This window comes from Amycolatopsis sp. NPDC047767 (assembly GCF_040704195.1).
Classification (GTDB): domain Bacteria; phylum Actinomycetota; class Actinomycetes; order Mycobacteriales; family Pseudonocardiaceae; genus Amycolatopsis.
Window position 1 is genome coordinate 22,349 of sequence record NZ_JBEYSJ010000010.1, and the last position, 22,676, is coordinate 45,024.

Consider the following 22,676-nt stretch of genomic DNA (forward strand, 5'->3'; position numbering starts at 1 on the left):
GAACGGACCCGAGACGACGCCGGTACGTCCGGCCGGTCGGGGACGTGGAGGCGGGAGAAAACAGGTGGGAAGAACCAAGCCCGGCGCCTGGGGAAATCTGACGAATTCCTGACGGGGGACTGGGCAGAATCTCGACGGGGGAGTGGCCGGCACGCCATCACCCCCGATCGCACCGAGCGCGTCTACACCGAGGTGCTCGCGGACGTGGCCAAGGTCGACCAGGTGTCGGCCGAGAGCCACTTCTTCGACGACCTCGGTGCGAACTCGCTGGTGATGGCGCACTTCTGTGCGCGGGTCCGCAAGCGTGCGGACGTGCCGTCAGTGTCGATGAAAGACGTCTACGCCAACCCGACCGCGCGCAGTCTGGCGACCGCGCTGCACGACGACGAGCCCGCCGAGGCGGAGCCGGAGGGCGAAGAACACGCCGAAGCGCAAAGCCGGGAACTGGCCGAGCCGGCGGCCGCCGATCGCCCCCGCGCCGGTGCGGTCGCGTACGTCCTCTGCGGACTGCTCCAGTTCGTGACTTTCCTGGGTTATTCCTATCTCGCCGCACTCCTGGTGGTACGCGGTGCTTCGTGGGTCTACGGCTCGGCGAACCTGCTGGAGGTCTACCTGCGGCTCGTGCTGTTCGGCGGGGCGAGCCTGATCGGCCTGTGCTTGCTGCCGGTGGTGGCGAAGTGGGTGCTCGTCGGCCGGTGGAAGCCGCGGCGCATTCGCGTGTGGACGCTCGACTACTTCCGATTCTGGCTCGTCAAGACGCTGGTGCAGCGGAATCTGGTGGCGCTGCTGTTCCTGGGCTCGCCGCTGTACGTGTTGTACCTGAAGGCGCTGGGCGCGAAGATCGGCCGGGGTGTCGCGATCTTCTCGCGCAACGTGCCCGTGTGCACCGACCTGCTCACGATCGGCGCGGGCTCGGTGATCCGGAAGGACTCCTTCTTCACCGGCTACCGGGCCGAAGCCGGTGTGCTCCAGACCGGTTCGGTGACGCTGGGCAAGGACGTTTTCGTGGGTGAGCTGTCGGTGCTCGACATCGGCACCTCGATGGGCGACGGCTCCCAGTTGGGGCACGTGTCGTCGCTGCACCCCGGCCAGGCGGTGCCGGCCGGCGAGCGCTGGCACGGCTCGCCGGCGCTGCGCGCGGAGGCGGACTACCGCGGGGTCGGGCCCGCCCGCTGCGGCCGCGTGCGCCGGTTCTCCTACGGCGTCTCGCAGCTGCTGACCACGCTGCTCGTGTACCTCCCGCTGGCGGTCGGCGGCGCGGACCTGCTCATCGACAAGGTCCCGCAGCTCACCCCGATGCTCGGCGCCCCCGCGATCTCCTTCGGGAGCTGGGCGTTCTACGGCAGCGCGCTGGCGATCACCTTCGTGATCTTCTTCGGCTTCTCGCTGCTCGGGCTGTTGTTCGTCGCCGTCGTGCCGCGCGTGCTCAGCCTCGCGCTCAAACCGGACAAGGTCTACCGGATGTACACCCTGCGCTACTCGATCCTGCGGGCGATCCGGCTGATCACCAACCTCAAGTTCTTCATGACCGTCTTCGGCGACAGCTCCGCGATCGTGCACTACCTGCGCTATCTCGGTTACCGGATGCCTGATGTCGAGCAGACCGGCTCGAACTTCGGCACGGCGATCAAGCACGAGACGCCGTTCCAGAGCTCCGTCGGCGGCGGCACGATGGTCGCGGACGGGCTGTCGATCGTGAACGCCGACTACTCGAGTTCGTCGTTCAAGGTGTCCCGCGCGGCGATCGGCGCGCACAACTTCCTCGGCAACGTGATCGTCTACCCCGCGCAGGGCCGGACGGGGGAGAACTGCCTGCTCGCGACCAAGGTCCTCGTGCCGGTCGACGGCCCCGTCCGCGAGAACGTCGGGCTGCTTGGCTCGCCGAGCTTCGAGATCCCGCGCACGGTGGCCCGCGACCACCAGTTCGACCACCTGCGCACGGGCGAGGAGTTCCGCCGCCGGCTGGCCGCGAAGAACCGCCACAACGCCGTCACCGCCGTGATGTTCTTCCTGGTGCGCTGGTTCTACTTCTTCGCGGTCACGCTCCTCGGCTGGGCCTCGGCGGAGCTCTACCCGCGCTTCGGGGTTTCGGCGGTGGCGCTGGCCTCGGTCGCCGCGCTGCTGTTCAGCTCCCTGTACTTCACGCTGGTGGAACGCGCGTCCATCGTCGTCCACCCGCTGCGGCCGCTGTACTGCTCGATCTACGACCGCCGGTTCTGGCGCCACGAGCGGTTCTGGAAGGCGGCGGCGTCCACAGTGCACGTCCAGGCCCTCAACGGCACGCCGTTCAAGAACCTGGCCTGGCGGCTGCTCGGCGTCAAGGTGGGGAAGCGCGTGTTCGACGACGGCGCGGCGATGCCGGAGAAGACGCTCGTGACGTTCGGCGACGAGGTCACCCTCAACGTCGGCTCGCACGTGCAATGCCATTCCCAGGAGGACGGTGCCTTCAAGGCCGACCGCATCCTCGTCGGTTCGCGCAGCACCGTCGGGGTCGGCGCGTGGGTCCACTACGGAGCGACCATGGGCGAGGGATCGGTGCTCGCGGCCGACTCCTTCCTGATGAAGGGCGAGGACGTCCCGCCGCACACCCGCTGGGAAGGCAACCCGGCCCGGGAGATCGGGTCCGGTCGGGAAACCGACGGCCGGGTCGCGGCCGGCCGGCACCGGCGACGGGAAGGCCACAACGGCAAGTCGATCGAGCACCTCGCCGGCACCAACGGCAAGTCGATCGAGCACCTCGCCGGCACCAACGGCAAGTCGATCGAGCACCTCGCCGGTACCAACGGCAAGCGGCGCCCGAGCCCACGGCGCCGCGTCCCGGACGGACACAACGGAAAAGCGATCATCGCCGACGGAACGTGGCGGCCGAGCCCGTGGCCACGGTGAGCGGAGGGGAACACATGGGAGAGCCACTGCCCAGAGCGGATTTCCGGTTCTGGCGCGACGTGCTCGTGGCCGGCGGGGCCACGACGGTGCCGCGCTGGACCTCGGGTTCGGATACCGGCGCGGGGACGACGACCGTGCGGCTGCCCGGCCCGGTGGCGGCCGGAGTGCGCCGGCTGGCTCGGGAGCTGGGGATTCCGGGCAGCGCGGTGCTGCTCGCCGCGCACGCCAGGGTGCTCGCGGCGCTGACCGGTGAACGCGAGGTCGTGACCGGCTACGCGGTGCGGGCCGGCGCGCCGGTGCCGTGCCGCCTGACGACGGAGCCGGAGACGTGGCGGGAACTGGTGACGGAGACGTACCGGGCCGAGTCACAGCTGCTTGAGCACGGGTATTTCCCGGTGGACGAGCTGCGGCGCGACTTGGGGGTGCCCGGCCCGGTCACGGAGACCGTGTTCGACCCCTCCGGCGACGGTGAGCTCACGGGGACGACGGTGCTGCGCGTCGGCTTCGCGAACCGGGGAAGGCGTCTCGACGTGCGTTACCGCGCCGACGTGCTAGACGCGGCCGCGGCGGCGCGGATCGCCGGGTACCACGTCGCCGCGCTCGCACGCCTGGTGGCGGCCCCGGACACCGAGCACGCGCCGCAGAGCCTGCTCGCCCCGGACGAGCTGCGGTTCCAGCTCGACGGGCTCGCCGGCCCGCGGCGGCCGCTGCCCGACCGGCGGGCGCACGAGCTGTTCGAGCACCGGGTGCGGGAGCACCCGGACGCGCTCGCGGCCGTGCACGGCGAGCAGTCGTGGACCTACCGCGAGCTCAACGAGCGGGCCAACCGGCTGGCGCGGGCACTGCTCGCGCGGGGGCTGCGCCGGGAGAGCGTGGTGGCCGTGGTGACCGAGCGGAACCTCGGCTGGCTCACCGCCGTGCTGGCCGTGTTCAAGGCCGGGGGCGTGTACCTGCCGGTCGAACCACACTTCCCGCCCGAGCGGATCGCGAAGACGCTGCGGCGGGCCGGCTGCGAACTGGTGCTCACCGAACGCGGCAGCAGCGACACGCTGGACCACGCGCTGGAGCTGCTGTCCGGCGCGGTGCGGATGGACGTCGAGGCGGCCTGCGCCGAGCACCGGTCCGCCACCGACCTCGGGATCGACGTGACGCCGCGCCAGCTCGCCTACATCTACTTCACCTCGGGCTCGACCGGTGAGCCCAAGGGCGCGATGTGCGAGCACGCGGGGATGCTGAACCACCTGCACGCCAAGATCGACGACCTGGGGATCACCGAGGGCCAGGTCGTGGCGCAGACCGCGCCCCAGTGCTTCGACATCTCGTTGTGGCAGTTGCTGGCGCCGCTGGTGGTCGGCGGGCGGACGCTGATCGTCGAGCAGGAGGTGATCCTCGACGCCGAGCGGTTCGTCGAGCGGATCGCGCGGGGCCGGGTCGCGGTGGCGCAGGTCGTTCCGTCGTACCTCGAAGCCGTCCTGTCCTTTGTGGAGAGTCATCCGCGCCCGCTGCCGGACCTGCGGTGCGTGTCGGTGACCGGCGAGGCACTGAAGAAGGAGCTGGTGCAGCGCTGGTTCGCGGCGTACCCGGACGTCCGGCTGGTCAACGCCTACGGCCTCACCGAGACCTCGGACGACACCAACCACGAGGTCATGGACCGGCCGCCGGAAGGCCGCGTCCCGCTCGGGCGGCCGGTGAACAACGTGCACGTCTACGTCGTCGACGAGCACCTGCAGCCGGTGCCGCTGGGCGCGCCCGGCGAGATCGTGTTCTCCGGCGTGTGCGTGGGCCGCGGGTACGTGAACGACCTCGCCCGCACCCGCGCGGCGTTCCTGCCCGATCCGCACCGGGTCGGCGAACGGCTCTACCGCAGCGGGGACCGTGGCCGCTGGCTGCCCGGGGGCCGGCTGGAGTTCCTGGGCCGTCGCGACAGCCAGGTGAAGATCTCCGGCTTCCGGATCGAGATCGGCGAGGTCGAGAACGCGCTGCTGCGCGTGCCCGGGGTCGGCGACGGCGCCGTGGTGGTCGCCGAGCGCGACGGCCAGGGCAAGCACCTGGTCGCGTTCTACTCCGCCGCCGAGGCGCTGTCCGACGAGACGCTGCACGCTCGGTTGAGCAGTTCGTTGCCCGCCTACATGGTCCCGTCGGCGTTCCACTGGCGCGAGCAGCTTCCCTTGACCGCCAACGGAAAGATCGACAAGAAGGCGCTGACCGCGTTGGCCGCGGAACTCGAAGGCGCCGACGAAGTCCACGACGCTCCGGCGACCCCCGCCGAGCAACGGCTCGCGGCCGCGTGGGCCGGTGTGCTCGGGCTCGCGCCGGAGAAGATCGGCCGGCGGGACCACTTCTTCGACCGGGGCGGCACGTCGCTCTCGGCGGTGAAGCTGGCCGTCGCACTGGACCGTGCGCTGTCGCTCGCCGAGATCACCCGGCACCCGGTGCTGGCCGACCAGGCCGCGCTCCTCGACGACCAGGCCGGCGACGAGGCCGGCGGGCTGCTGCAGCCGCTCACCGAGCCGGCCGCGGCGCCCGACGCCGTGCTCGTCTGCTTCCCGCACGCCGGCGGCAACTCGGTGAACTTCCGGCCGCTGGCGTCGGCGCTGCGGGGGAGCGGCCTCGCGGTGTACGCCGTGGAGCTACCCGGGCACGACCTGGCCGCCGACCGCGAGGCGTTCGCGCCGATGGTGCGGGTGGTCGACCAGGTCGTCGCGGAAATCGAGCACCTCGCCCCGAAACGTGTGGTGTTGTGGGGCCACTCCTCGGGCGCCGCGTTCGCCTTCGAGACGGCCCGGCGGCTCGCCGGGCGCGGGGTGGACGTGCGGCGGTTGTTCGTGGGCGCGCAGCTGCTCGGCGACGCCGACGAACGGCGGGCCTCGATCAGCGAGCTGGGCCGGCTGAGCGACGCCGCGATCGCCGCGGAGCTGGCCGCGGACAGCGGCGACCCCGCGCTCGGCGCGCTCGACGCGCAGCGGGCCGAGCAGGTCGGCGCGGCGTTCCGGCACGACTGCGTGTCCGCGCACAGCTACCTCGCCTCCGCGCTGGCGAACCCGCCGGCGGCGAAGCTGGCCACCCCGGTCACCGTCGTCGCCGCGGACGACGACCCGATCACCGTGGACTTCCGCGATCGCCACGGCGAATGGCGGCTGCTGGCCGAGCACGTCGACGTGCGGGCGATTGCCGGCGGCGGCCACTACTTCCCGCGCACCAACCCGGCCGAGACCGCGCGGATCGTGCTGCGCGCCGTCGAACCGGTACCCGTCACGTGACTTCGAGCCGAAAGGACAAGAGATGATTTCCTCAACGTCGGCATCGCTCGCCGAAGTGCAGCTGAGCCCGGGCGGGGTTCCACTGCTGCCGGCCGAACCGGGTGCCGGTGCTCCGGACTGGGCGAGCGAGCACCGCGACACGCTGCGCGCGGCTGTCGCCGAGCACGGCTGCGTGCTCGTGCGCGGCCTCGGGCTGAGCGGACCCGCCGACGTCGCCGTCGTGTTCGAGCGGCTCGCCGGCGGCCGCATGAAGGATCGCGAGGCCTTCGCGGCGCGCGAGGTCTACTCGGCCGGGGTGTACTCGTCGTCGGCGTGGCCGTCGAACCAGCCGATGTGCATGCACCACGAGCTCAGCTACCGGCTCGAGTTCCCCGGCCTGCTGCTGTTCGCCTGCCTCGGCGCGCCCACCGAAGGCGGCGCCACGGCGGTCTCCGACTCGCCGACCGTGCTCGACGCGCTGCCCGCGGACCTCGTCCGCCGGTTCGAGCAGGAAGGCTGGCTGCTCACCCGCAGCTACAACGACGAGATCGGCGCGACCGTCGCCGAGTCGTTCGGCACCGACGACCGGGCGGAAGTCGAGGACTACTGCCGTGGCAACGCGATCGAGTTCGAGTGGCAGCCCGACGGCGGGTTGCGGACCCGGCAGCGGCGCAGCGCGATCGTGCCCCACCCGGTCACCGGCCGGCGCTGCTGGTTCAACCAGGTCGCGTTCCTCAACGAGTGGACCATGGATCCCGAGATCCGCGAGTACCTGGTCGACGTCTACGGCGCCGACGCGCTGCCGTTCAACACGAGCTTCGGGGGCGGCGACCCGATCGGCGAGGACGTGGTGGCGCTGCTCAACCAGGTCTACGAGGCCAACACCGTGCGCGAGCCGTGGCAGGCCGGGGACCTGATGCTGGTGGACAACATCCGGACCGCGCACAGCCGGGAGCCGTTCGAGGGTCCCCGCGAGGTCCTCGTGGGGCTGGCCGAGCCGGTGCGGCTGGCCGACCTCGGGCCGAGTGCCGAAGCGGGTGCGAGATGACGGCGATCCGACCCACCCCGGCCCGCGCCGAAGCCGGCGGGCCGACCGCGGTGCCCCCGTTCGCCGTGATCGGCGGCGGCCAGGTGCGGCAAACGCTCGCGGGGCGCGAGCGAGAGATCGTGGACCTGGTCGAGGCCACCTACCGGCTGCACAGCTCGGGCGGCACGGTGAACCCGCCGTCGTACTTCCTGCGCTTCCCCGACCGCCCGGCGTCCCGGATCATCGCGCTGCCGGCCTCGATCGGCGGACAGGTGCGAGTGGACGGTCTGAAGTGGATCTCGAGCTTCCCCGAGAACGTCGCTTCCGGCATTCCGCGCGCATCCGCGGTGCTGATCCTCAACGACCACGACACCGGATACCCGTTCGCGTGCCTGGAAAGTTCCATCATCAGCGCCACGCGGACCGCCGCGCTGGCCGCGTGCGCCGCGGAGGCGCTCAGCCGGGGGCGGCCGCGGCCGACCCGGGTCGGGTTCGTCGGGACGGGGCTCATCGCGCGCTACGTGCACACCTTCCTGGCCGGGACCGGCTGGGAGTTCGCCGAGATCGGTGTGCACGACCTGTCGGCCGAGAGCGGCGCGGGGTTCCGCGGGTACCTCGAGCGGTCGGGTTCCGGCGGGCGGATCACGGTGCACGAGTCGGCGGAGTCGCTGATCCGCGCGAGCGACCTGGTCGTGTTCGCCACCGTGGCGGGCCGGCCGCACGTGTCCGAGCGGTCGTGGTTCGACCACGATCCGGTGGTGCTGCACGTTTCCCTGCGTGATCTCGCGCCGGAGCTCCTGCTGAGCACGGCCAACTTCGTCGACGACGTCGAGCACTGCCTCAAGGCCGGTACTTCGCCGCACCTGGCCGAGCAGCTCACGGGCGGGCGCGAGTTCCTCGACGGCACGCTGGACGACGTGCTGGCCGGCCGCGTCTCCGTGCCGGTCGACCGGCCCGTGGTGTTCTCGCCGTTCGGGCTCGGGGTCCTCGACCTCGCGGTGGGCAAGTACGTCTACGACGAGGTGGTCCGGGCCGGCGAGCTGACCGTCATCCCGGATTTCTTCCACGAACTGCGCCGGTACGGCTGACGAGCCACCAGGGAGGGGGTCATCGTGACCGTGATATCCGATCCCACGGACTTCAACGAGGAAGAGCTCTACGTCGACCTCGAGTCGATCTTCGGGCACTCGTTGTTCCTCAAGTGCGAGGGGTTCAACTTCGCCGGGTCGATCAAGCTCAAGGCCGCGACCGAGATGGTCGAGGCCGCGGAGTGGCAGGGACTCCTGACGCGGGACTCGATCCTCGTCGAGTCGTCGTCGGGCAACCTCGGCGTGGCGCTCAGCATGGTCGCCGCCAGCAAGGGCTACCGGTTCCTCTGCGTCACCGACTCGCGCTGCAACCTGGCCAGCCGGCGCCTGATGGAGGCGCTGGGCAGCCGCGTGCACATCATCGCGGAGCCCGCCGCCGACGGTGGTTTCCTGGGGGCGCGGCTCGCGCTGGTGCGGGAGCTGTGTGCCACCGACGAGCGGTACGTGTGGCTCAACCAGTACGCCAACCCGGGCAACTGGAAGGCGCACTACCGGACCACCGCGCCGGAGATCGCCCGCCAGTTCCCGAAACTCGACGTGCTGTTCGTCGGCGCGGGCACCACGGGCACGCTGATGGGCTGCGCGCGGTTCTTCCGCGAGTGGCCCCGGCCGGTCCACATCGTCGCGGTGGACAGCGCCGGCTCCGTGACGTTCGGGGGCGCGCCGGGCCGCCGGATGATCCCCGGCCTCGGCACCAGCGTCCGGCCGGCGCTGCTCGACGAGTCCTATGTGGACGAGGTGATCGCCGTCGAGGAGGCCGACACCATCCGCAGCTGCCACCGCCTGGCCCGCAGGGGGTTCCTCTTCGGCGGCTCCACGGGCACGGTCGTCAGCGGCGCCATGCGCTGGCTCCCCGAACACGAGGGGCACGGGCTCACGGCCGTCGCCATCGCGCCGGACCTCGGCGAGCGCTACCTCGACACGATCTACCAGACGAACTGGCTCCAGGACCTCTACGGCGACGACGTGCTCGCCGACGACGAGGTGACCGCGGGTTTCCTGCGGGAATGAGCCTTCGCGGGGTGGGGTGTGCGACAGTGACCGCATGCCCATCAGCGGAGCCCACGTGATCGTCTCCAGCCACGACGCCGACGCGGACCGCGCCTTCCTCCGCGACGTCCTCGGCTTCCCCCACGTCGACGCCGGCGGTGGCTGGCTGATCTTCAAGCTCCCGCCCGCCGAGCTCGCCGTCCACCCCACCGACGGCCCGCCGTCCCACGAGCTGTACCTCATGTGCGACGACCTGGACGCGACGCTGGCCGACCTGGCCGCCGCCGGCGTCGCGTGCGCACCGGTCGAAGAAGAACGGTGGGGGCGGTTGAGCGGCTTCCGGCTCCCGGGCGGCAGTCAGGTGGGGATCTACGAACCGCACCACCCGCGCGCCACGGACCTCTAGGCCCGGCCGCGAGCCCGTCGTCAGTAGCTCGGCGGCGTCACACTCACCATGAACCGGGCGCTCGTCCGCCCGTCATTGCGGAAGCGGTGGGGGATGTTCGAGTCGAAGTGGCAGCTGTCGCCCGTCTTCAGTTCGTGCACCTGGTCCCCGACCTCGACCGTCAGGCGGCCGGTGAGCACGACGACGCACTCCTCCGACGGGTGCGAGCGCAGGGTGTCCGCCGAGACCGCGCCCGGCTCCAGCCGGCCTTCGAGCACCTCGAGCTTGGCGCCGCCGGGGGAGACGCGGGTGTAGGTGATCGCGTGGTGCGGCGAGGAGATGCGGTAGCGGTTCTCGCGCCGGATGACGGCGACGGTGTCGTGCTCGCCGTCCTGGAAGAGACTGAACAGGGGCACCTCGAGGACCTCGGCGATCCGCCGCATGGTCTCCAGGCTCGGGTCGGTGACGCCGCGTTCGACCTGGCTGATCAGCCCGGTGGACACCGAGGCCCGGTCCGCCAGCTCGCGGACGGTCAGGCCCCGGAGGGTGCGGAACTCACGGATCCGGGTCATGGTCATCCGGCCATTATCGTCGGTCGCCCGGCCGGGCCGCGGTGTGTCCGGCCCCGGGCGCGCGCCCGGGGCCGGAAGGTGTCCGGAGCCGCCATCAACGCAGCGCGGCCTCACCGACGGGCTGCCGGTCCTCGGCCGGCGCACTGCTGCCGGTCCCGGTGTCGACCGCCGCCGCGGCGGGCGCTCGCGTGACCAGGCTGACCAGCACCGTGACGACGACGTTGACCACCAGGGCGGGCAGGCCGATGACCGTGCCCGGCGGCACCGTGTGCGCGAAGAGCGCCCCCAGCTGCGGAACGCCGACGATCAGCCCGCCGCACACCGCCCCCGCGGCCAGCCCGACGGCCGTGACGCGCCGCCACAGCATGGACAGGAACAGCGCCGGAGCCAGCTGCCCGACGGCGCTGTACACGTTGGTCATGATGGTCAGCAGCTTCGAACTGCTCTGGGCCACGAGCAGCACCACGATCGCGGTGAAGACCACCACGCCGGCCCGGGAGATCGTGAGCGAACCGGCCAGCTTCTTCGAGACGCCGCCCACCACGTTGCGCGTGAACAGGCTGCTGGCGGTCAGCACCAGCACCGCGGTCGGCACCAGCGCGACGAGAATCCCCGCGCCGCCGAGCAGCCCGATCACCCAGCTCGGGAACTTGTCGTGGACGAAGATCAGCAGCGACGCGTTGGCCTGCTTGTCGGGCAGGTTCGGCAGGGCCAGCACGGCGGCCAGCGCGATGAGCACGATCAGCACGTAGAACAGCGAGTACAGCGGCTGGATCACCTGGTTGCGCCGGATCGTCGCCACGTCCTTGGCGGTGTAGGACACCTGGAACATGTGCGGCAGCGCGAACGAGCCGAGCGGCGTGATCAGCAGGAAGCTCATCCACCACCACGTGTTCGTCGCCGCGGTGCCCTTGATACCGGGCAGCGTCGCCGCGTGCGGCTGGGTGTCCTTGAGGGTGTCGAACACCCCGAGCGGCCCGCTCGCCCCGGCCGCGCTCGCCGCGCCGACCGCGATCACCAGCAGCACGGCGATGAGCAGCACGTCCTTGACCACGGCGGTGAACGCCGCGCCGCGCATCCCGCCGACGAGCACGAACGCGGCCACGAGCACGCCGCCGGCGACGACGTAGGCCAGCGACGGCAGGCTGTCGCCGAACAGGCTGCCCAGGATGAGGCTGAGGCCGGTCAGCTGCACCTGTGCGTAGAGCAGCAGCGAGACGATGCCGAACACCGCGATCAGCCCGCCGAACCACGGCGCGGAGAACCGGGTCGTGAAGTAGTCGCCCATGGTGACCAGGCCGTGCTGCTTGCCCGCGCGCCAGATCCGCGGCACCACCCAGTAGCCGACGGCCGCGGTGAGCACCATGGTGCCCAGCACGTAGTAGCCGGGCGCGCCGTTGCTGAACACGCTCTGGGACGCGCCCAGCAGCGCGAAGGTCGTGAACGTCTCGCCGACCATCAGGAACCAGAACAGCCAGGTGCCGAAGCGCCGGCTCCCGACCGACCACTCCTGCAGGTTCATCTTCCGGCCGCGGGCCGCGGCGACCGTGCCCCACGCGATCGAGCCGACCGCGATCACCAACGCCAGGATCAGGGCCATCGCGCGCTCCTAGAACCGGTCCAGATCGCCGTTGCGGCGATCGATGACGTAGACGGCGCCGATGGCGGCGGACCCGGCGAGGACGCCGAGGGTCATCCACGCCAGCAGGAAGGGGATCGAGCCGAACAGGTAGCCGACGCGGTTGGCCAGCGGGATGGCGGCGATGCACCAGACGAACGGGATCAGCAGCAGTAACCAGTGCCACCGGCGGCGGGCCGGGTGCTTGGGTTCGGACATGGGCGCTCCTGAGGGGACACGGCGAGGTGTTCAGCTGTGATGAATTCGCATCAGTGTGGGTGATGGCCCCTGCTCCGTCAACCGGCATCCCGGGTATTGCGCAGCCAGGCTTTCGCATGTTCACTGTGACTGACCAAGACCATCAGCGTGCACGGAGGTGACTCGTGGACCCGCAGCGGTTCCGAGAGCAGTTCCCCAGTCTCGTCGACACGACGCACCTCGCGTCGTGCAGCCAGGGCGCCATCGCCACCCGGGTGACCGCCGCGCTGGCCGAGTTCGCGTACCTGCTGCGCGACCAGGGAGCGCCGTGGGGACCGTGGATGTCCGAAGTGGAGCGTCTGCGGGCGTCGATCGCGGCCTTCCTCGGCGCGAGCGCGGACGAGATCGCTTTGGTGCCTTCGGCTTCGCACGCCGCGTACCAGGCCGTCGGCGCGTTGCGGTTCGCCGACGAGGACGTCGTCGTGTCGATGTCGGCCGAGTTCCCCAGCGTCGGCCAGGTGCTGCACGCGGGCCGGCCGGGCGAAGGGCAGATGCGCTGGGTCGACGACGCGGCGATGCGCGAGCTCGGTGTGGTCGAGGCCTACCGCGCGCAGATCGACGAGCGGACGCGGCTCGTGTCAGTTCCGTTGGCGCTCTACACCAACGGATCGCTGCAGCCGGTCAACGAGATCGCCAAGCTGGCCCGCGAGGTCGGCGCGCGGGTGCTCGTCGACGCGTACCAGGCGACGGGTGTCGTGCCGGTCGACGTCGCCGAGATCGACTGCGACTACCTGGTGACCGGCACGCTGAAGTACCTGCTCGGGCTGCCGGGCGTCGCCGCGCTGTACGCCCGCGCCGGCGTCGAGGACGAGCAGCGGCCGACGATGACCGGCTGGTTCGGCCGGACCGACCCGTTCGGCTTCGACCCGGTGGCGCTCGACGGCCCGGCCGCGGCGCGCCGTTTCGAGTCCGGCACTCCGGGCATTCCCGCGGTGTACGCGGCCCAGGCCGGGCTCCAGGTGCTGGCCGAGGTGGACCCGGTGACCCGCTGGCGGCACGTGGCGAGCCTCGTCGAGGAGGCCACCGCGCGGCTGGCCGACGCGGGCGAGGTGCTCAGCCGTCCGATGCCCGACGCCCGGCCGGGGCCGCAGGTCGCCGTCGTCGACGCCGATCCCGACGCGCTGGGCCGGTTCCTCGCCGAGCGGCGGATCGTCACGTCGCCGCGCGGGTCGATCCTGCGGGCCGCGTTCCACTACTACAACTCCAGCGAAGACGTCGAGAGGTTCTGCGCGGCGCTGGCGGAGTACCGGCGGTCGGCATGAGCGAGCGCTACACGGCCGCGCGCCTGCTGACCGGCTCGGCGGCACCGCTGATCGAGGACGCGGCGGTGTGCGTCGAGGACGGCCTGATCACCTACGCCGGCCCGCGCGCTTCAGCGCCGCGGGCCGACGACACCACCGACCTCGGCGACACGACGTTCATGCCGGGCCTGATCGACTGCCACGTGCACCTGGCCCTCGAACCCGCCGCCGGCGCCGTCAGCCTCGCCGGGCCGGACGACGAGGAAACCTTGCGCCACCGTATGATCGCCAATGCCCGGCGGTTGCTGGACGCCGGCGTCACCACCGCGCGTGATCTCGGCGCGCCCGGCACGCTCGGCACCGAGATCCGCGACCTCCTGCCGACCCTGCCCGAGGCGGCACCCCGGATCCTCGCCGCGAACGCGCCGATCACCGTGACCGGTGGCCACGCCGAGTCCATGGGCGGCGTCGCGGACGGCGTCGCCGAACTGCGCATGCGGGTGCAACGCCACGCCGAGGACGGCGTCGACCTGATCAAGGTCATGACCACCGGCGGGTTCATGACGCCGGGCAGTCACCCGTCGGAAGCGCGCTACACCACCGCGGAGCTCACCGCGCTGGTGACCGAGGCCCACGCGCTCGGCCTCCCGGTGACGACCCACGCCCTGGGCGTGGAGGGCATCGACCGCGCCGTGACGGCCGGCGTCGACTGCATCGAACACTGCGGCTGGGTCACCCGCACCGGCACGCGCTTCGACCCGGCCATCGCGGCCCGCATCGTCGCCGGCGGCATCGCCGTGAGCCCCACCATGAACTCCGCCTGCACCGCCGCGGAGTACTTCTGCCCCTGGGACGAACGCGACGCCGTGCTCGACAACCTGAGCCGGTTGGTGGCCCTCGGCGCGACCATCGTGGCCGGCACGGACGCCGGGATCCCCCTCGTCCACTTCGACCGCTACGCCGACGGCCTCGACCTGCTGGCGGAATCGGGCCTGCCACCCCGCGGCGTCCTGGCGAGCGCCACCGACGTCGCCGCCTCGGTCTGCGGCCTGTCCGCGGTGACCGGCCGGCTGGCTCCCGGCCTGAGCGCGGACCTCATCGCCGTGACCGGCGACCCGACCACCGACCTGTCGACCCTGCACCGGCCCCGCTTCGTCCTCGCCGCCGGCCGGCGGCACCACCCGCGCCCCGCCTGCGCGGACACGTCGGACGACCGTGAGCGGGAACGCCTGCGCCGCACCATGACGGAGGGGGCGGGCCGGTCTTCCTGAGGTTCCGGTTGCCGCCGTGATCACGGCCGCAGTGGCGAGGCCACCTGACCGGGCTTCAGGGTGCCCGGTTCCCCAGCGCCGCACGGCAGTCGCCCAGGAGGGTCTCGTCGGCCGAGATGATGAGCGCGTCCACGATGTCGAACGGTTCGGCGATCCGCGTCACCCCACTTCGCCGCGTGGACGCCAGTTCGTTGCGCAGCAACGGTTCCGCTTCGCCCGCGAATCCGATTTCGCCGAGACACGCGGCGATCGCGGGCCGCTGGGCGACACTGGCCTCCCACAGGGCGGCGAACACCGGCAGAACCGGCTCGGGGTCCCCGGTGACTCGCCACCAGGCGTACGCCGCGTGGTGGCGAGTCCAGTCGGCCTCGTGGTCGAGCAACCGACGCAGTTGCGGTGCGTACGCGATCGCGGCCGGCCCCAGCGTCTTGCACGTGGACGCGCCGGCCGCGGCATCCGGGGCGCCGGGTTCCAGCTGGGGCCCGGACAGCCGCAGGGCGAGGTCGGCGTCGCCTTCGATCTGCCACAACGCCAGGGCTGCCGCCCGGTCGCCGCGTTCGGCGAGAGTGCGCAGCATCGGTCCGGCCTCGGCGGCCGCCGGGCCGATCCGGCCGAGCGCCTTGACGACCGGGTAGCTCGCTTCGAGCCCCAGCAGTTCCGGTACCGCGGGCGCGGCAGCGGCTCCCATCGCGCCCACGGCGTCCAGCAACCGGTCGCGCCGGACGTCGTGTTCGAGCACGGGCAGGTCTCGCAACCTGCGGCGGATCGACGGCAGCAGCTCGGCGGCCGCCGGCCCGAACACCTCGAGGGAACTGCCCAGGTACGGCGGCATGTCCTCGTGGTCGAGCAGCCAACCCAGCGCGGGCAGCACCCGGACGTCGCCGATCAGGGCAAGGGCGGTGATGACCTGGCTGGGCTCGGAATCGCGCGCACCCGGCCACAGCCGCAGCCACGCGGGCTCGCCGCCGGGCACGTAGCCCGTCACCTCGCGGGCCATCTCGGCGAGACAGGCGACGAGGTCATCTGCCGCGGGGGCGGCGAGCTCGCGCAGGAACCACAACGTGTTCGCGGCGGCTTCGATCAACCGGCGGTCCCGCAGCTGCTCGCCGGTCAGCGCGGCCAATTCGCGGTAGTCCCCGCGCCAGCCCCGGGCCAGCGCGTGGACCGAGTGCAGCGCGTCGCCCCGCTGCACCCAGCGGGGTGCGCGCAGCTGGGCCGCCAGGAAGGCGACGCGTTCGCCGACGTGATCACCCATCACCCAGCTGGTTTCCGAGGTCAGGTCCGCCAGGTGCGGCGACGGCCGAAGGGCGAGTTCCGCGTTCCGGCGCTCGGCGAGCATGCCGCGCAACGTCCCGGGGACCGCCTCCGGCGGTGGGGGTGGCGGTTCCCCTTCGCCGTAGGCGGCGTCCAGCACTTCGGTCAGCCGTGCGACGAACCCCGCCGGTAGCGGTCCGGGCAGGCCGCCGGCCGCCGCGAGCGCGGCGATGCCCACGAGCGGCGACGGGTCGGTTCCCGCCGCGGACAAGGCTTCGCCGATCGACTCGGCGTCCGGTTCGGAAACGTGCCCGGCGCGCACGGCGCCGGCCAGCGCCCGCGCCAACGCGGCTCGGACTTCGGCATCCGGGTCGGCCGCCAGCCGTTGCACCAGCGCGGGTGCACTGTCCGCGTCGAGCGCCAGCACCTCCGCGACGGCGGCCCGGACGCGGGCGTCGGCGTCGGTGAGCAGGCCGCGCAGCCGCGGCGCCGCTGCAGCCAATGTGCGCGCCGCCTCGGACGAATGCCGGCTGCTACCGGTCGCCGCGCCCCGGCCGATGGCGGCCAGCAGCTCCAGGATCTCGCCGCGCCCCGGCAGCCCCGGCGTGGCCACGGCGTCCAGCAGGAAAGGCAGGGACGCGACCGTGCTGTCGTAAAGGGACTGCTGGTGGAACACCGCGCCCTCGAACTGGTCGAGTGCCACGCCGCGGTCAAGTTCGTCGGCCGACACCATTCCCGCCAGCATGGCCGGCACGTCCGTCGCCGGTCCGTACGTGTGGGACAACCGGGCCCAGTCCACCATCAGCACTACCCCCTCTTGTGTGCTGCCAACGTAGCGAGACCGCCGGCAACCGTGCCGCCCGCACGCGTCGGACAGCCGGCTGGGTGCCGCGGATCGCGAGCGCGATCGACCGCACCGCGATCGACGCGATGAGCGCCGTCGTGACGGCGAGGACGGTCCACGTGGTGGCGCCGGCGGCGTGGGTGGCGGTGAGCCAGTGGATGCCGTAGGTGCCGCCGGCGGCGATGGTGAAGGTCAGGGCCCAGAAGCCGTGGGTGAAGGGCAGGCGGGTGTAGCGGGGGAGCAGGGTCAGCTGGGACAGGAAGAACAGGGCGAACACGCCGAGCAGCGCGTGTTCGAACAGGTCGGGGGCGCCGCCGTTGAGGGTGAACCACGCGTTGCCCGCGACCGCTGGTGGGGCGGCGAAGATCGCGTGGGTGGGGACGAGTGCGTCGGGCAGTGGTGGCCGGGACGCGAGGCGCGCGAGGATCGTCGCGCCGAGGAGGACCCACATCAGCATGCCGACGGCGAAGGCGGCGAGGGCGGCGTCGTGGAGGCCGACGGTGGCGAGGGACTGGCCGCCGATCAGCCCGGCGGCGACGGTGGGGAGCAGGTGGCCGGCGTGCTGGCTGTCGAGGTCGTGCCGGCCGGTCAGGGCTCTGGTCAGGTACAGCGCGCCGATCGTGGCGGCCGCGGCGACCATGACGAGCACCACGACTCGTCCGGCTTGCGGTGCGAACCGGGAAAGCTGGCTGCCGAGCAGCATTCCGGTGACGGGCACGAGCGCGGCGAAGGGACCGAGCACGGGGTGGGCGTGGTCGTCGAGCATCCGCCGCGCGGTTCCGGCGGCGAGGCCGTAGCGCAGCGCACTGCCCAGCCAGACCGCGGCCGCGACCAGCCACCAGGCGGTGGTGATCGCGGCCGTGGCGCCGGCGGTGACCGTCCAGGTCCCGGCCAGGCCCGACAGTCCGAAGGCGACGCCGAACAGGTTGAGGGGAAAGGGTTTCCGCAACCCGCCGAGCGGACCGGACATCGGTTTCCTCACCGGTCCTTCCTCGGGGCGACGAGGCCCGGGTTTGTCCACATCGGACGGATCAGAACGGCTTGGTCGGCAGGTACTTGCCGTTGAGCGTGATCACGGCCCGCTCGCCGCCCTCGGGGTCGGCTTCCTTGCGCACGTCGAGCTTGAAGTTGATCGCGCTGATGATGCCGTCGCCGAACTGCTCGTGCACCAGGGCTTTGAGGGTGGTGCCGTAGACCTGGATCATCTCGTAGAAGCGGTAGATCGTCGGGTCGGTGGGCACGCCCCCGGGGATCGAGCCGCGCGTGGGCACGGCCTGCAGCAGGGTCACGGCGTCGGCGTCGAGGTCCAGCAGCTCGGCGACCGCCCGGGCCGACGGCTCGGGCAGGGGGTGCTGGCCGAGCACGGCCGCGGTGACGAACGCGACCGAAAGCCCGGCGGCGTCCGCGATCTGCTGCCAGGACAGGTCCTTGCGGGTCTTGGCCTCGACGGCGGCGATGGCGAGGACTTCGCGGGCGGTGGGGTCGATCTGGGTGTGCAGCACGGGACGGTTTTCCTTTCGTGGTGGGTTTTCAGGCCGCGTCGAGGACGTCGACGTGGCCGGTGGGGATGTCGAAGACCCAGCCGTGGAGGCCGAGCGTCCGCGTGGCGAGGCCGCGGGCGACCGAGGGGTGGGTGGCCAGGGTGGCCAGCTGGGCGAGCACGTTCTGGCGCACCAGTTCCGGGACGTTGCCCGGGGTTTTCACCCGGGCCCGGGAAGCGTCGGCCTGTTCGAGCCAGCCGGCGACGGCGGGGGTCGCCGAGAGGTCGTGGTTCTCGGCCAGAGCCGTCATGGCACCGCAGGCGCTGTGGCCGCAGACGATGACGTCGGTGACACCCAGGGCGGCGACGGCGTACTCGATGCTGGCGGTGACCGGGTCCGCGCCGGGGTGGTAGGCGGGGACCAGGTTGCCGGCGGTGCGGATCACGAACAGCTCACCGGGCTCGCTGCTCGTGATGAGCTCCGGCACGACCCGCGCGTCGGAACAGCCGATGAACAGCGTGTCCGGCTTGTGGTGGGTGGCCAGGTGCTCGAACAACTGGGCCTTGTGCGGGTAGACGTCCTGCTGAAAGTGCCGGACGCCTTCTGCCGTGTCCTGCATTCGGATCACCTCCGTGGTGGGCTTGGCTTTCACGATGCCTGACGAGCCCGTATAGGCGCCAAGTCGCAGATCGAATGATCCCTATTGCTGCCGCCTATAGTGGGGTTCATGGCACCGGAACTGCGGCACCTTCGCTACCTGCTCGCTGTCGTCGAGTGCGGCAGTTTCACCCGTGCCGCGGAGGAACTGCACGTCTCGCAACCGACGTTGTCGCAGCAGATCAAACAGCTCGAACGCGCGCTGGGCGTGCAGCTGCTGGACCGCACGGGCCGCGCGGTGCGGCCCACCGACGCCGGCGAGGCCTACGTGCGCCACGTCCGGGAAGCCCTGCGCGACCTGGCGTCCGGTGAACGCGCCGTGCACGACGTGCAGGACCTCTCCCGCGGCCACCTGCGCCTGGCGACGACGCCGACGTTCACCACCTACCTCGTCGGCCCGCTGGCAGCCGAACTGCGCACCCGCCACCCGGGCGTGACCCTCACGATCGAGGAGCGCGCGCAGGACGAGATCGAGGCCCGCCTGCTCGCCGACGACCTCGACGCCGGCATCGGGTTCGGTGACAGCGCCAGCGCCACGCCGGGCATCAGTGCCACGGCGCTGTTCGAGGAGACGCTGAGCCTCGTCCGCGGCCGCGCGGCCGCTTCGCTCGAAGATCCGGAACTCGCGCTGCTCACCCGCGACTTCGTCACCCGCACCCACATCGACGCGTACTTCGCGCGGCACGGCGTCAACCCCCGGATCACCGTGGAAGCCCACTCGATCCAGGCACTGCTGGAAATCGTGCGGCGCAGCCCCGTCGCGACCGTCCTGCCCGACGTCCTGGCCCACGACCACCCCGACCTCACGACGATCCCGCTCGACCCCGGCTTTCCCCCGCGCACGGTCGTCCTGCTGCGCCGCGCCGGCGCCTACGAGAGCGCCGCGATGGGCGCGTTCCTCCGCCTGTTGCCCGACGTCGTCGCGAATCTGCTGTGACGGAGGACAACTCGCCTTTTCTTGACTGAATCAAATTCAGCCGCGAGGCTGAAGGCACCTCACCACGGAAGTGAACCTCCGCCCCGGCACCCCGATGCCGGCCGGGTGACCCCGTGGCACCACTCTGGACAGGAGAACCTGCTGTGATCTGTATCGACTGCACCGAAACCGACACGACCACCCCGGCGATCGGCTGCTGCGTCCACTGTGGAGGCGCCACGTGCAAGTCGCACGCCGTGGTGCAGGAGTTCGAGGCCGCGGCGCCCGGCGTACTGGTCGCCAAACGCGCCCGGCGCGCCGTGATGTGCGCGCGATGCGGTGCTCCGCAGGTGGTTGCTTCGAAACGGAAGCTCGCCCAGGTCTGATCCGGACCTTCGGACTCGCCCGGCGCCTCCTTGCGCGAGCGGGGGAGCACCAGCCGATCAGCGGCGGAGACCGAGCGGTGGCACCGTAGCTCCGCGCAGGGTGAGCTCGTCGATCGTCTGCGGGCGGTACGGCAGGGTCGGCCAGCGGCGCACCATGGTGTCCACCGGCTTGTCGAGTCGGGTGCCGAAGAGGAATGCCCACTCGTGTTCGTCCGAGCCGAAGTACACCGGTGCGGCGAACGTCTCCGTGAACCGCCGCCAGCACTTCACCAGGGTCGAGTTGCGCCACAACGTCGGGCAGCCGCCCTGGTACGCGACGACCCCGCCGGGCGTGAGCAGGTTCCGGCACAGGCGCAGGAAATCGGTGCCGTACAAGCGGTTGTGCTGTGCGTCGGTGCCGTCCTGTTCGTCGGGCAGGTCGACCACCACGATGTCGTACTTCGCGGTGGCGGTGCGGACGAACTCCCAGCCGTCGGCGTAGTGCACGCGGATCGGGCCGTCGCCGCGCTCGGCGGTGGACAGTTCCTCAGCCGAGTAGCCGTAGGGCAGGTGCTCCGCGCACAGCCGCACCGCCTGGGCGTCGATGTCCACGTGGTCGACGACCGACGCGCCCGCCCGCATCGCCAGCTGACACACCACGCCTTCGCTGGACCCGACGACCAGCACGCGGTTCACCTCGGCGGCCAGCAGCAGCGCGGGCACGAGCAGGGCCTCGTGGTAGACGAGCTGGCTCAGCTCGGTGCTCTGCCGCTCGTCGTCGCAGAACAGCGAGATGCCCTGGGCGGTCTTGCCGATCACCAGGTGCTGGTAGTCGGTGCGGGTGTCGACGAGCACGTCCGAGACCTGCCAGACCCGCGTCAGGCCGGCGCCGATCGGTTCCGTGATGTTCACCGGGTGTCCTGTCCTCTGTGGATGGTGCTGGTCCGGGCCGCCGTAGCGCCGAGCATGTCCTGCAGCAGCTGCACGGCCAGTTCGGGGTCCGCGCGGCGCCCGCACGTGAACACGTCGACGAACACCGACCCACGCTCGGGGTAGGAGTGGATCGACGCGTGCGACTCCGACAGCAGCGCGACCACGGTCACGCCCTGCGGGGCGAAGCGCGTGGACGTCACCTCGCGCACGGTCGCGCCCGCCTTGCGCAGCGCGCGTTCCAAGCTTTCGCACAGGAACTCGACGTCGTCGAGCAGCGCGGCAGTGACTCCGGAGAACTCCGCGAGCACGTGCCGGCCGGCGAACTCGCCGATCTCGTCCGGTTCTCCGCCGACGAAGTACGTCTTCAACGGCGGGAACCCGTTGAACGACACCGAAGAGTAGCTCTGCGTGTACGCACCCGCGCTCAGGATGTCGACGTGGTCCCCGGCCGCCAACCCGAGCGGCAGGCGGTACGGAGTGCGGAGGTAGAGCACGTCGTCGCCGTCGCACGTGGGGCCGGCGACGACGACCGGGCCGTCGGGAGTTCCGTCGTGCGCGGTCTCCAGGCGGTAGGCGATGGCCTCGTTCTCGGTCTCGGCCAGCCCGCCGTACCGGCCGATGTCCAGGTACACCCAGCGCTTCTCGTCGGCCGCGGACTTGCGCGACACCAGCACGACCTCGCTGCGGATCAGCCCGGCGTCGGCCACCACCGCCCGCCCGGGCTCGAACGCGAGGTCCGGCGCCACGGGGAAGTGCCGTGCGATCGACGCGCGGATGGCCGCCGCGTAGTCGGCGAGCGGCGGGGGAGTGGCGGTGTACCGGCCCGGCAGCCCGCCGCCGATGTTCAAGCCGCGCAACGCGATGCCACGCGCCGCCACCTCGCGGGTGACCCTCGCGGCGGTGGCGATCCCGGCGTCCCACGCCCGCGGGTCGAGGTGCTGGGAGCCGACGTGGAACGCGACGCCTTCCGGGTCCAGCCCGAGGGCGGCCGCGCGCGTGAGCAGGTCTGCCGCCATCTCCGGCGCACAGCCGAACTTCCGGCCGAACGGCGTCTGCGAGCCCGAGCTGTCCACGAGCACGCGGCACGACACCGTCGACCCGGGCGCGTGCTCGGCCAGGTTGCCGAGGTCTTCGGCGCTGTCGAAGGTGAACCGGCGAACCCCGGCCCGGAACGCGAACGCGATGTCCCGCGCCTTCTTCACGGTGTTGCCGTACGAGATCAGCTCGGGCCGGGCGCCCTGCGCGAGGCAGAGCTCGATCTCCTCGCGGCCGGCGACGTCGAACCCCGCGCCGGCCCGGACGAGCAACCGCACGACCTCCGGCGCCGGGTTCGCCTTCACCGCGTAGTACATCCGCGCTTCGGGCAGCGCCTCGCGCAGCCGGTCGTGGTTGTCCCGCACCGCGTCGAGGTCGATCACGAGGCAGGGCGTCGGGGGTCTCCGGTCGTCCAGGAACGCCCGAGCTCGTTCCGGCGCCGGCGGTCGGACGTCGATCACAGGCGCCGAGTATAGGGGTGTTTCCGCTGGTGTCGGGCCGGATTCGGCGGGTCTCACACGTGCCGTCGCCGTGCCTGCGCGGCCGACACCCCGGGCGAGGCGACGCCCGGCCACGCCGGGGTGCGATCATCCTGGCGTTGAACCACCCGGCCCCG

General features: G+C 71.8%; 19 protein-coding genes and 1 pseudogene. 10 read left to right on the top strand and 10 right to left on the bottom strand.

Translation table 11 applies throughout. From position 1 onward, the window contains the following. Positions 1-156 precede the first annotated feature (156 nt). From AB0878_RS19705 to AB0878_RS19730, 6 genes are read left to right on the top strand one after another with little or no spacing between them, the layout of a single operon-like run. Positions 157-2,886, top strand: a complete 2,730-nt coding sequence (locus AB0878_RS19705) for a Pls/PosA family non-ribosomal peptide synthetase (RefSeq protein ID WP_366581920.1) — start codon at positions 157-159, stop codon at positions 2,884-2,886. A 14-nt stretch (positions 2,887-2,900) separates the two neighbouring features. Beyond that, a complete protein-coding gene (locus AB0878_RS19710) occupies positions 2,901-6,146 on the top strand; it encodes an amino acid adenylation domain-containing protein (protein WP_366581673.1) in 3,246 nt (1,081 codons plus the stop codon). A 22-nt stretch (positions 6,147-6,168) separates the two neighbouring features. Further along, the gene (locus AB0878_RS19715; protein WP_366581674.1) at positions 6,169-7,173 is read left to right on the top strand and encodes a TauD/TfdA family dioxygenase; all 1,005 of its coding nucleotides are present in this window, start codon (positions 6,169-6,171) and stop codon (positions 7,171-7,173) included. After that, on the top strand, positions 7,170-8,240 hold the full coding sequence (gene sbnB / locus AB0878_RS19720; protein WP_366581675.1) for a 2,3-diaminopropionate biosynthesis protein SbnB: 1,071 nt from the start codon (positions 7,170-7,172) through the stop codon (positions 8,238-8,240). Before AB0878_RS19715 ends, sbnB begins: the two co-directional genes overlap by 4 nt. 24 nt (positions 8,241-8,264) lie before the next feature. After that, complete coding sequence (gene sbnA, locus AB0878_RS19725) at positions 8,265-9,251, top strand: 2,3-diaminopropionate biosynthesis protein SbnA (RefSeq protein ID WP_366581676.1); 987 nt, start codon at positions 8,265-8,267, stop codon at positions 9,249-9,251. 34 nt (positions 9,252-9,285) lie between these two features. Further along, entirely contained in the window at positions 9,286-9,636 is a 351-nt protein-coding gene (locus AB0878_RS19730) for an extradiol dioxygenase (protein ID WP_366581677.1), read from the top strand. Positions 9,637-9,656: 20 nt separating this feature from the next. Here AB0878_RS19730 and AB0878_RS19735 read toward each other — a convergent pair whose 3' ends face one another. The 3 genes from AB0878_RS19735 to AB0878_RS19745 all read right to left on the bottom strand — a co-directional run bounded on the left by AB0878_RS19735 (position 9,657) and on the right by AB0878_RS19745 (position 12,024). Beyond that, positions 9,657-10,193, bottom strand: coding sequence for an XRE family transcriptional regulator (locus AB0878_RS19735; RefSeq protein WP_366581678.1), 537 nt, complete (start codon positions 10,191-10,193; stop codon positions 9,657-9,659). An 88-nt stretch (positions 10,194-10,281) separates the two neighbouring features. Then, positions 10,282-11,787, bottom strand: a complete 1,506-nt coding sequence (locus AB0878_RS19740; protein WP_366581679.1) for a sodium:solute symporter family protein — start codon at positions 11,785-11,787, stop codon at positions 10,282-10,284. A gap of 9 nt (positions 11,788-11,796) precedes the next feature. Next, positions 11,797-12,024 carry a DUF3311 domain-containing protein gene (locus AB0878_RS19745; protein ID WP_366581680.1) on the bottom strand — a complete coding sequence of 76 codons (228 nt, stop codon included), beginning with the start codon at positions 12,022-12,024 and terminating at the stop codon, positions 11,797-11,799. Between the two features lie 164 nt (positions 12,025-12,188). Here AB0878_RS19745 and AB0878_RS19750 point away from each other — a divergent pair, with 164 nt between their 5' ends. Further along, the gene (locus AB0878_RS19750; RefSeq protein ID WP_366581681.1) at positions 12,189-13,325 is read left to right on the top strand and encodes an aminotransferase class V-fold PLP-dependent enzyme; all 1,137 of its coding nucleotides are present in this window, start codon (positions 12,189-12,191) and stop codon (positions 13,323-13,325) included. Next, positions 13,322-14,575: an amidohydrolase family protein gene (locus tag AB0878_RS19755; protein ID WP_366581682.1), complete on the top strand. Its 1,254-nt coding sequence runs from the start codon at positions 13,322-13,324 to the stop codon at positions 14,573-14,575. Before AB0878_RS19750 ends, AB0878_RS19755 begins: the two co-directional genes overlap by 4 nt. Positions 14,576-14,630: 55 nt before the next feature. Here the strand turns inward: AB0878_RS19755 and AB0878_RS19760 are convergent, their stop codons facing one another. From AB0878_RS19760 to AB0878_RS19775, 4 genes are read right to left on the bottom strand one after another with little or no spacing between them, the layout of a single operon-like run. Next, the gene (locus tag AB0878_RS19760) at positions 14,631-16,631 is read right to left on the bottom strand and encodes a hypothetical protein (protein ID WP_366581683.1); all 2,001 of its coding nucleotides are present in this window, start codon (positions 16,629-16,631) and stop codon (positions 14,631-14,633) included. Further along, positions 16,540-17,655: a hypothetical protein gene (locus AB0878_RS19765; protein WP_366581684.1), complete on the bottom strand. Its 1,116-nt coding sequence runs from the start codon at positions 17,653-17,655 to the stop codon at positions 16,540-16,542. Before AB0878_RS19765 ends, AB0878_RS19760 begins: the two co-directional genes overlap by 92 nt. Positions 17,656-17,704: 49 nt before the next feature. Beyond that, entirely contained in the window at positions 17,705-18,175 is a 471-nt protein-coding gene (gene cynS / locus AB0878_RS19770; protein ID WP_366581685.1) for a cyanase, read from the bottom strand. Between the two features lie 28 nt (positions 18,176-18,203). Next, positions 18,204-18,773, bottom strand: a complete 570-nt coding sequence (locus tag AB0878_RS19775) for a carbonic anhydrase (RefSeq protein WP_366581686.1) — start codon at positions 18,771-18,773, stop codon at positions 18,204-18,206. Positions 18,774-18,881: 108 nt separating this feature from the next. Between AB0878_RS19775 and cynR the strand changes: the two genes are divergently transcribed. Then, a complete protein-coding gene (gene cynR / locus AB0878_RS19780) occupies positions 18,882-19,748 on the top strand; it encodes a transcriptional regulator CynR (protein WP_366581687.1) in 867 nt (288 codons plus the stop codon). Positions 19,749-19,891: 143 nt separating this feature from the next. Continuing rightward, entirely contained in the window at positions 19,892-20,113 is a 222-nt protein-coding gene (locus AB0878_RS19785) for a DUF2180 family protein (RefSeq protein WP_366581688.1), read from the top strand. A 57-nt stretch (positions 20,114-20,170) separates the two neighbouring features. On the opposite strand, the gene AB0878_RS19790 is transcribed toward AB0878_RS19785, so the two are convergent. The 3 genes and pseudogenes from AB0878_RS19790 to AB0878_RS19800 form a co-directional block, all read right to left on the bottom strand. Next, the gene (locus tag AB0878_RS19790; protein WP_366581689.1) at positions 20,171-21,004 is read right to left on the bottom strand and encodes a spermidine synthase; all 834 of its coding nucleotides are present in this window, start codon (positions 21,002-21,004) and stop codon (positions 20,171-20,173) included. Beyond that, complete coding sequence (gene speD / locus AB0878_RS19795) at positions 21,001-21,393, bottom strand: adenosylmethionine decarboxylase (protein WP_366581921.1); 393 nt, start codon at positions 21,391-21,393, stop codon at positions 21,001-21,003. The genes AB0878_RS19790 and speD overlap by 4 nt, the downstream gene beginning before the upstream one ends. A gap of 60 nt (positions 21,394-21,453) precedes the next feature. Continuing rightward, positions 21,454-22,635: pseudogene (locus AB0878_RS19800) on the bottom strand (type III PLP-dependent enzyme); the annotation flags it as partial. Positions 22,636-22,676: the final 41 nt, after the last annotated feature.

What these genes read in the sequence shown, in the direction of transcription:
- AB0878_RS19760 (WP_366581683.1), bottom strand. Translation starts at nt 16,631, where the DNA reads ATGGTGGACTGGGCCCGGTTGTCCCACACGTACGGACCGGCGACGGAC.
- AB0878_RS19775 (WP_366581686.1), bottom strand. Translation starts at nt 18,773, where the DNA reads ATGCAGGACACGGCAGAAGGCGTCCGGCACTTTCAGCAGGACGTCTAC.
- AB0878_RS19715 (WP_366581674.1), top strand. Translation starts at nt 6,169, where the DNA reads ATGATTTCCTCAACGTCGGCATCGCTCGCCGAAGTGCAGCTGAGCCCG.
- AB0878_RS19710 (WP_366581673.1), top strand. Translation starts at nt 2,901, where the DNA reads ATGGGAGAGCCACTGCCCAGAGCGGATTTCCGGTTCTGGCGCGACGTG.
- AB0878_RS19740 (WP_366581679.1), bottom strand. Translation starts at nt 11,787, where the DNA reads ATGGCCCTGATCCTGGCGTTGGTGATCGCGGTCGGCTCGATCGCGTGG.
- AB0878_RS19755 (WP_366581682.1), top strand. Translation starts at nt 13,322, where the DNA reads ATGAGCGAGCGCTACACGGCCGCGCGCCTGCTGACCGGCTCGGCGGCA.
- cynR (WP_366581687.1), top strand. Translation starts at nt 18,882, where the DNA reads ATGGCACCGGAACTGCGGCACCTTCGCTACCTGCTCGCTGTCGTCGAG.
- AB0878_RS19730 (WP_366581677.1), top strand. Translation starts at nt 9,286, where the DNA reads ATGCCCATCAGCGGAGCCCACGTGATCGTCTCCAGCCACGACGCCGAC.
- sbnB (WP_366581675.1), top strand. Translation starts at nt 7,170, where the DNA reads ATGACGGCGATCCGACCCACCCCGGCCCGCGCCGAAGCCGGCGGGCCG.
- AB0878_RS19735 (WP_366581678.1), bottom strand. Translation starts at nt 10,193, where the DNA reads ATGACCATGACCCGGATCCGTGAGTTCCGCACCCTCCGGGGCCTGACC.
- AB0878_RS19745 (WP_366581680.1), bottom strand. Translation starts at nt 12,024, where the DNA reads ATGTCCGAACCCAAGCACCCGGCCCGCCGCCGGTGGCACTGGTTACTG.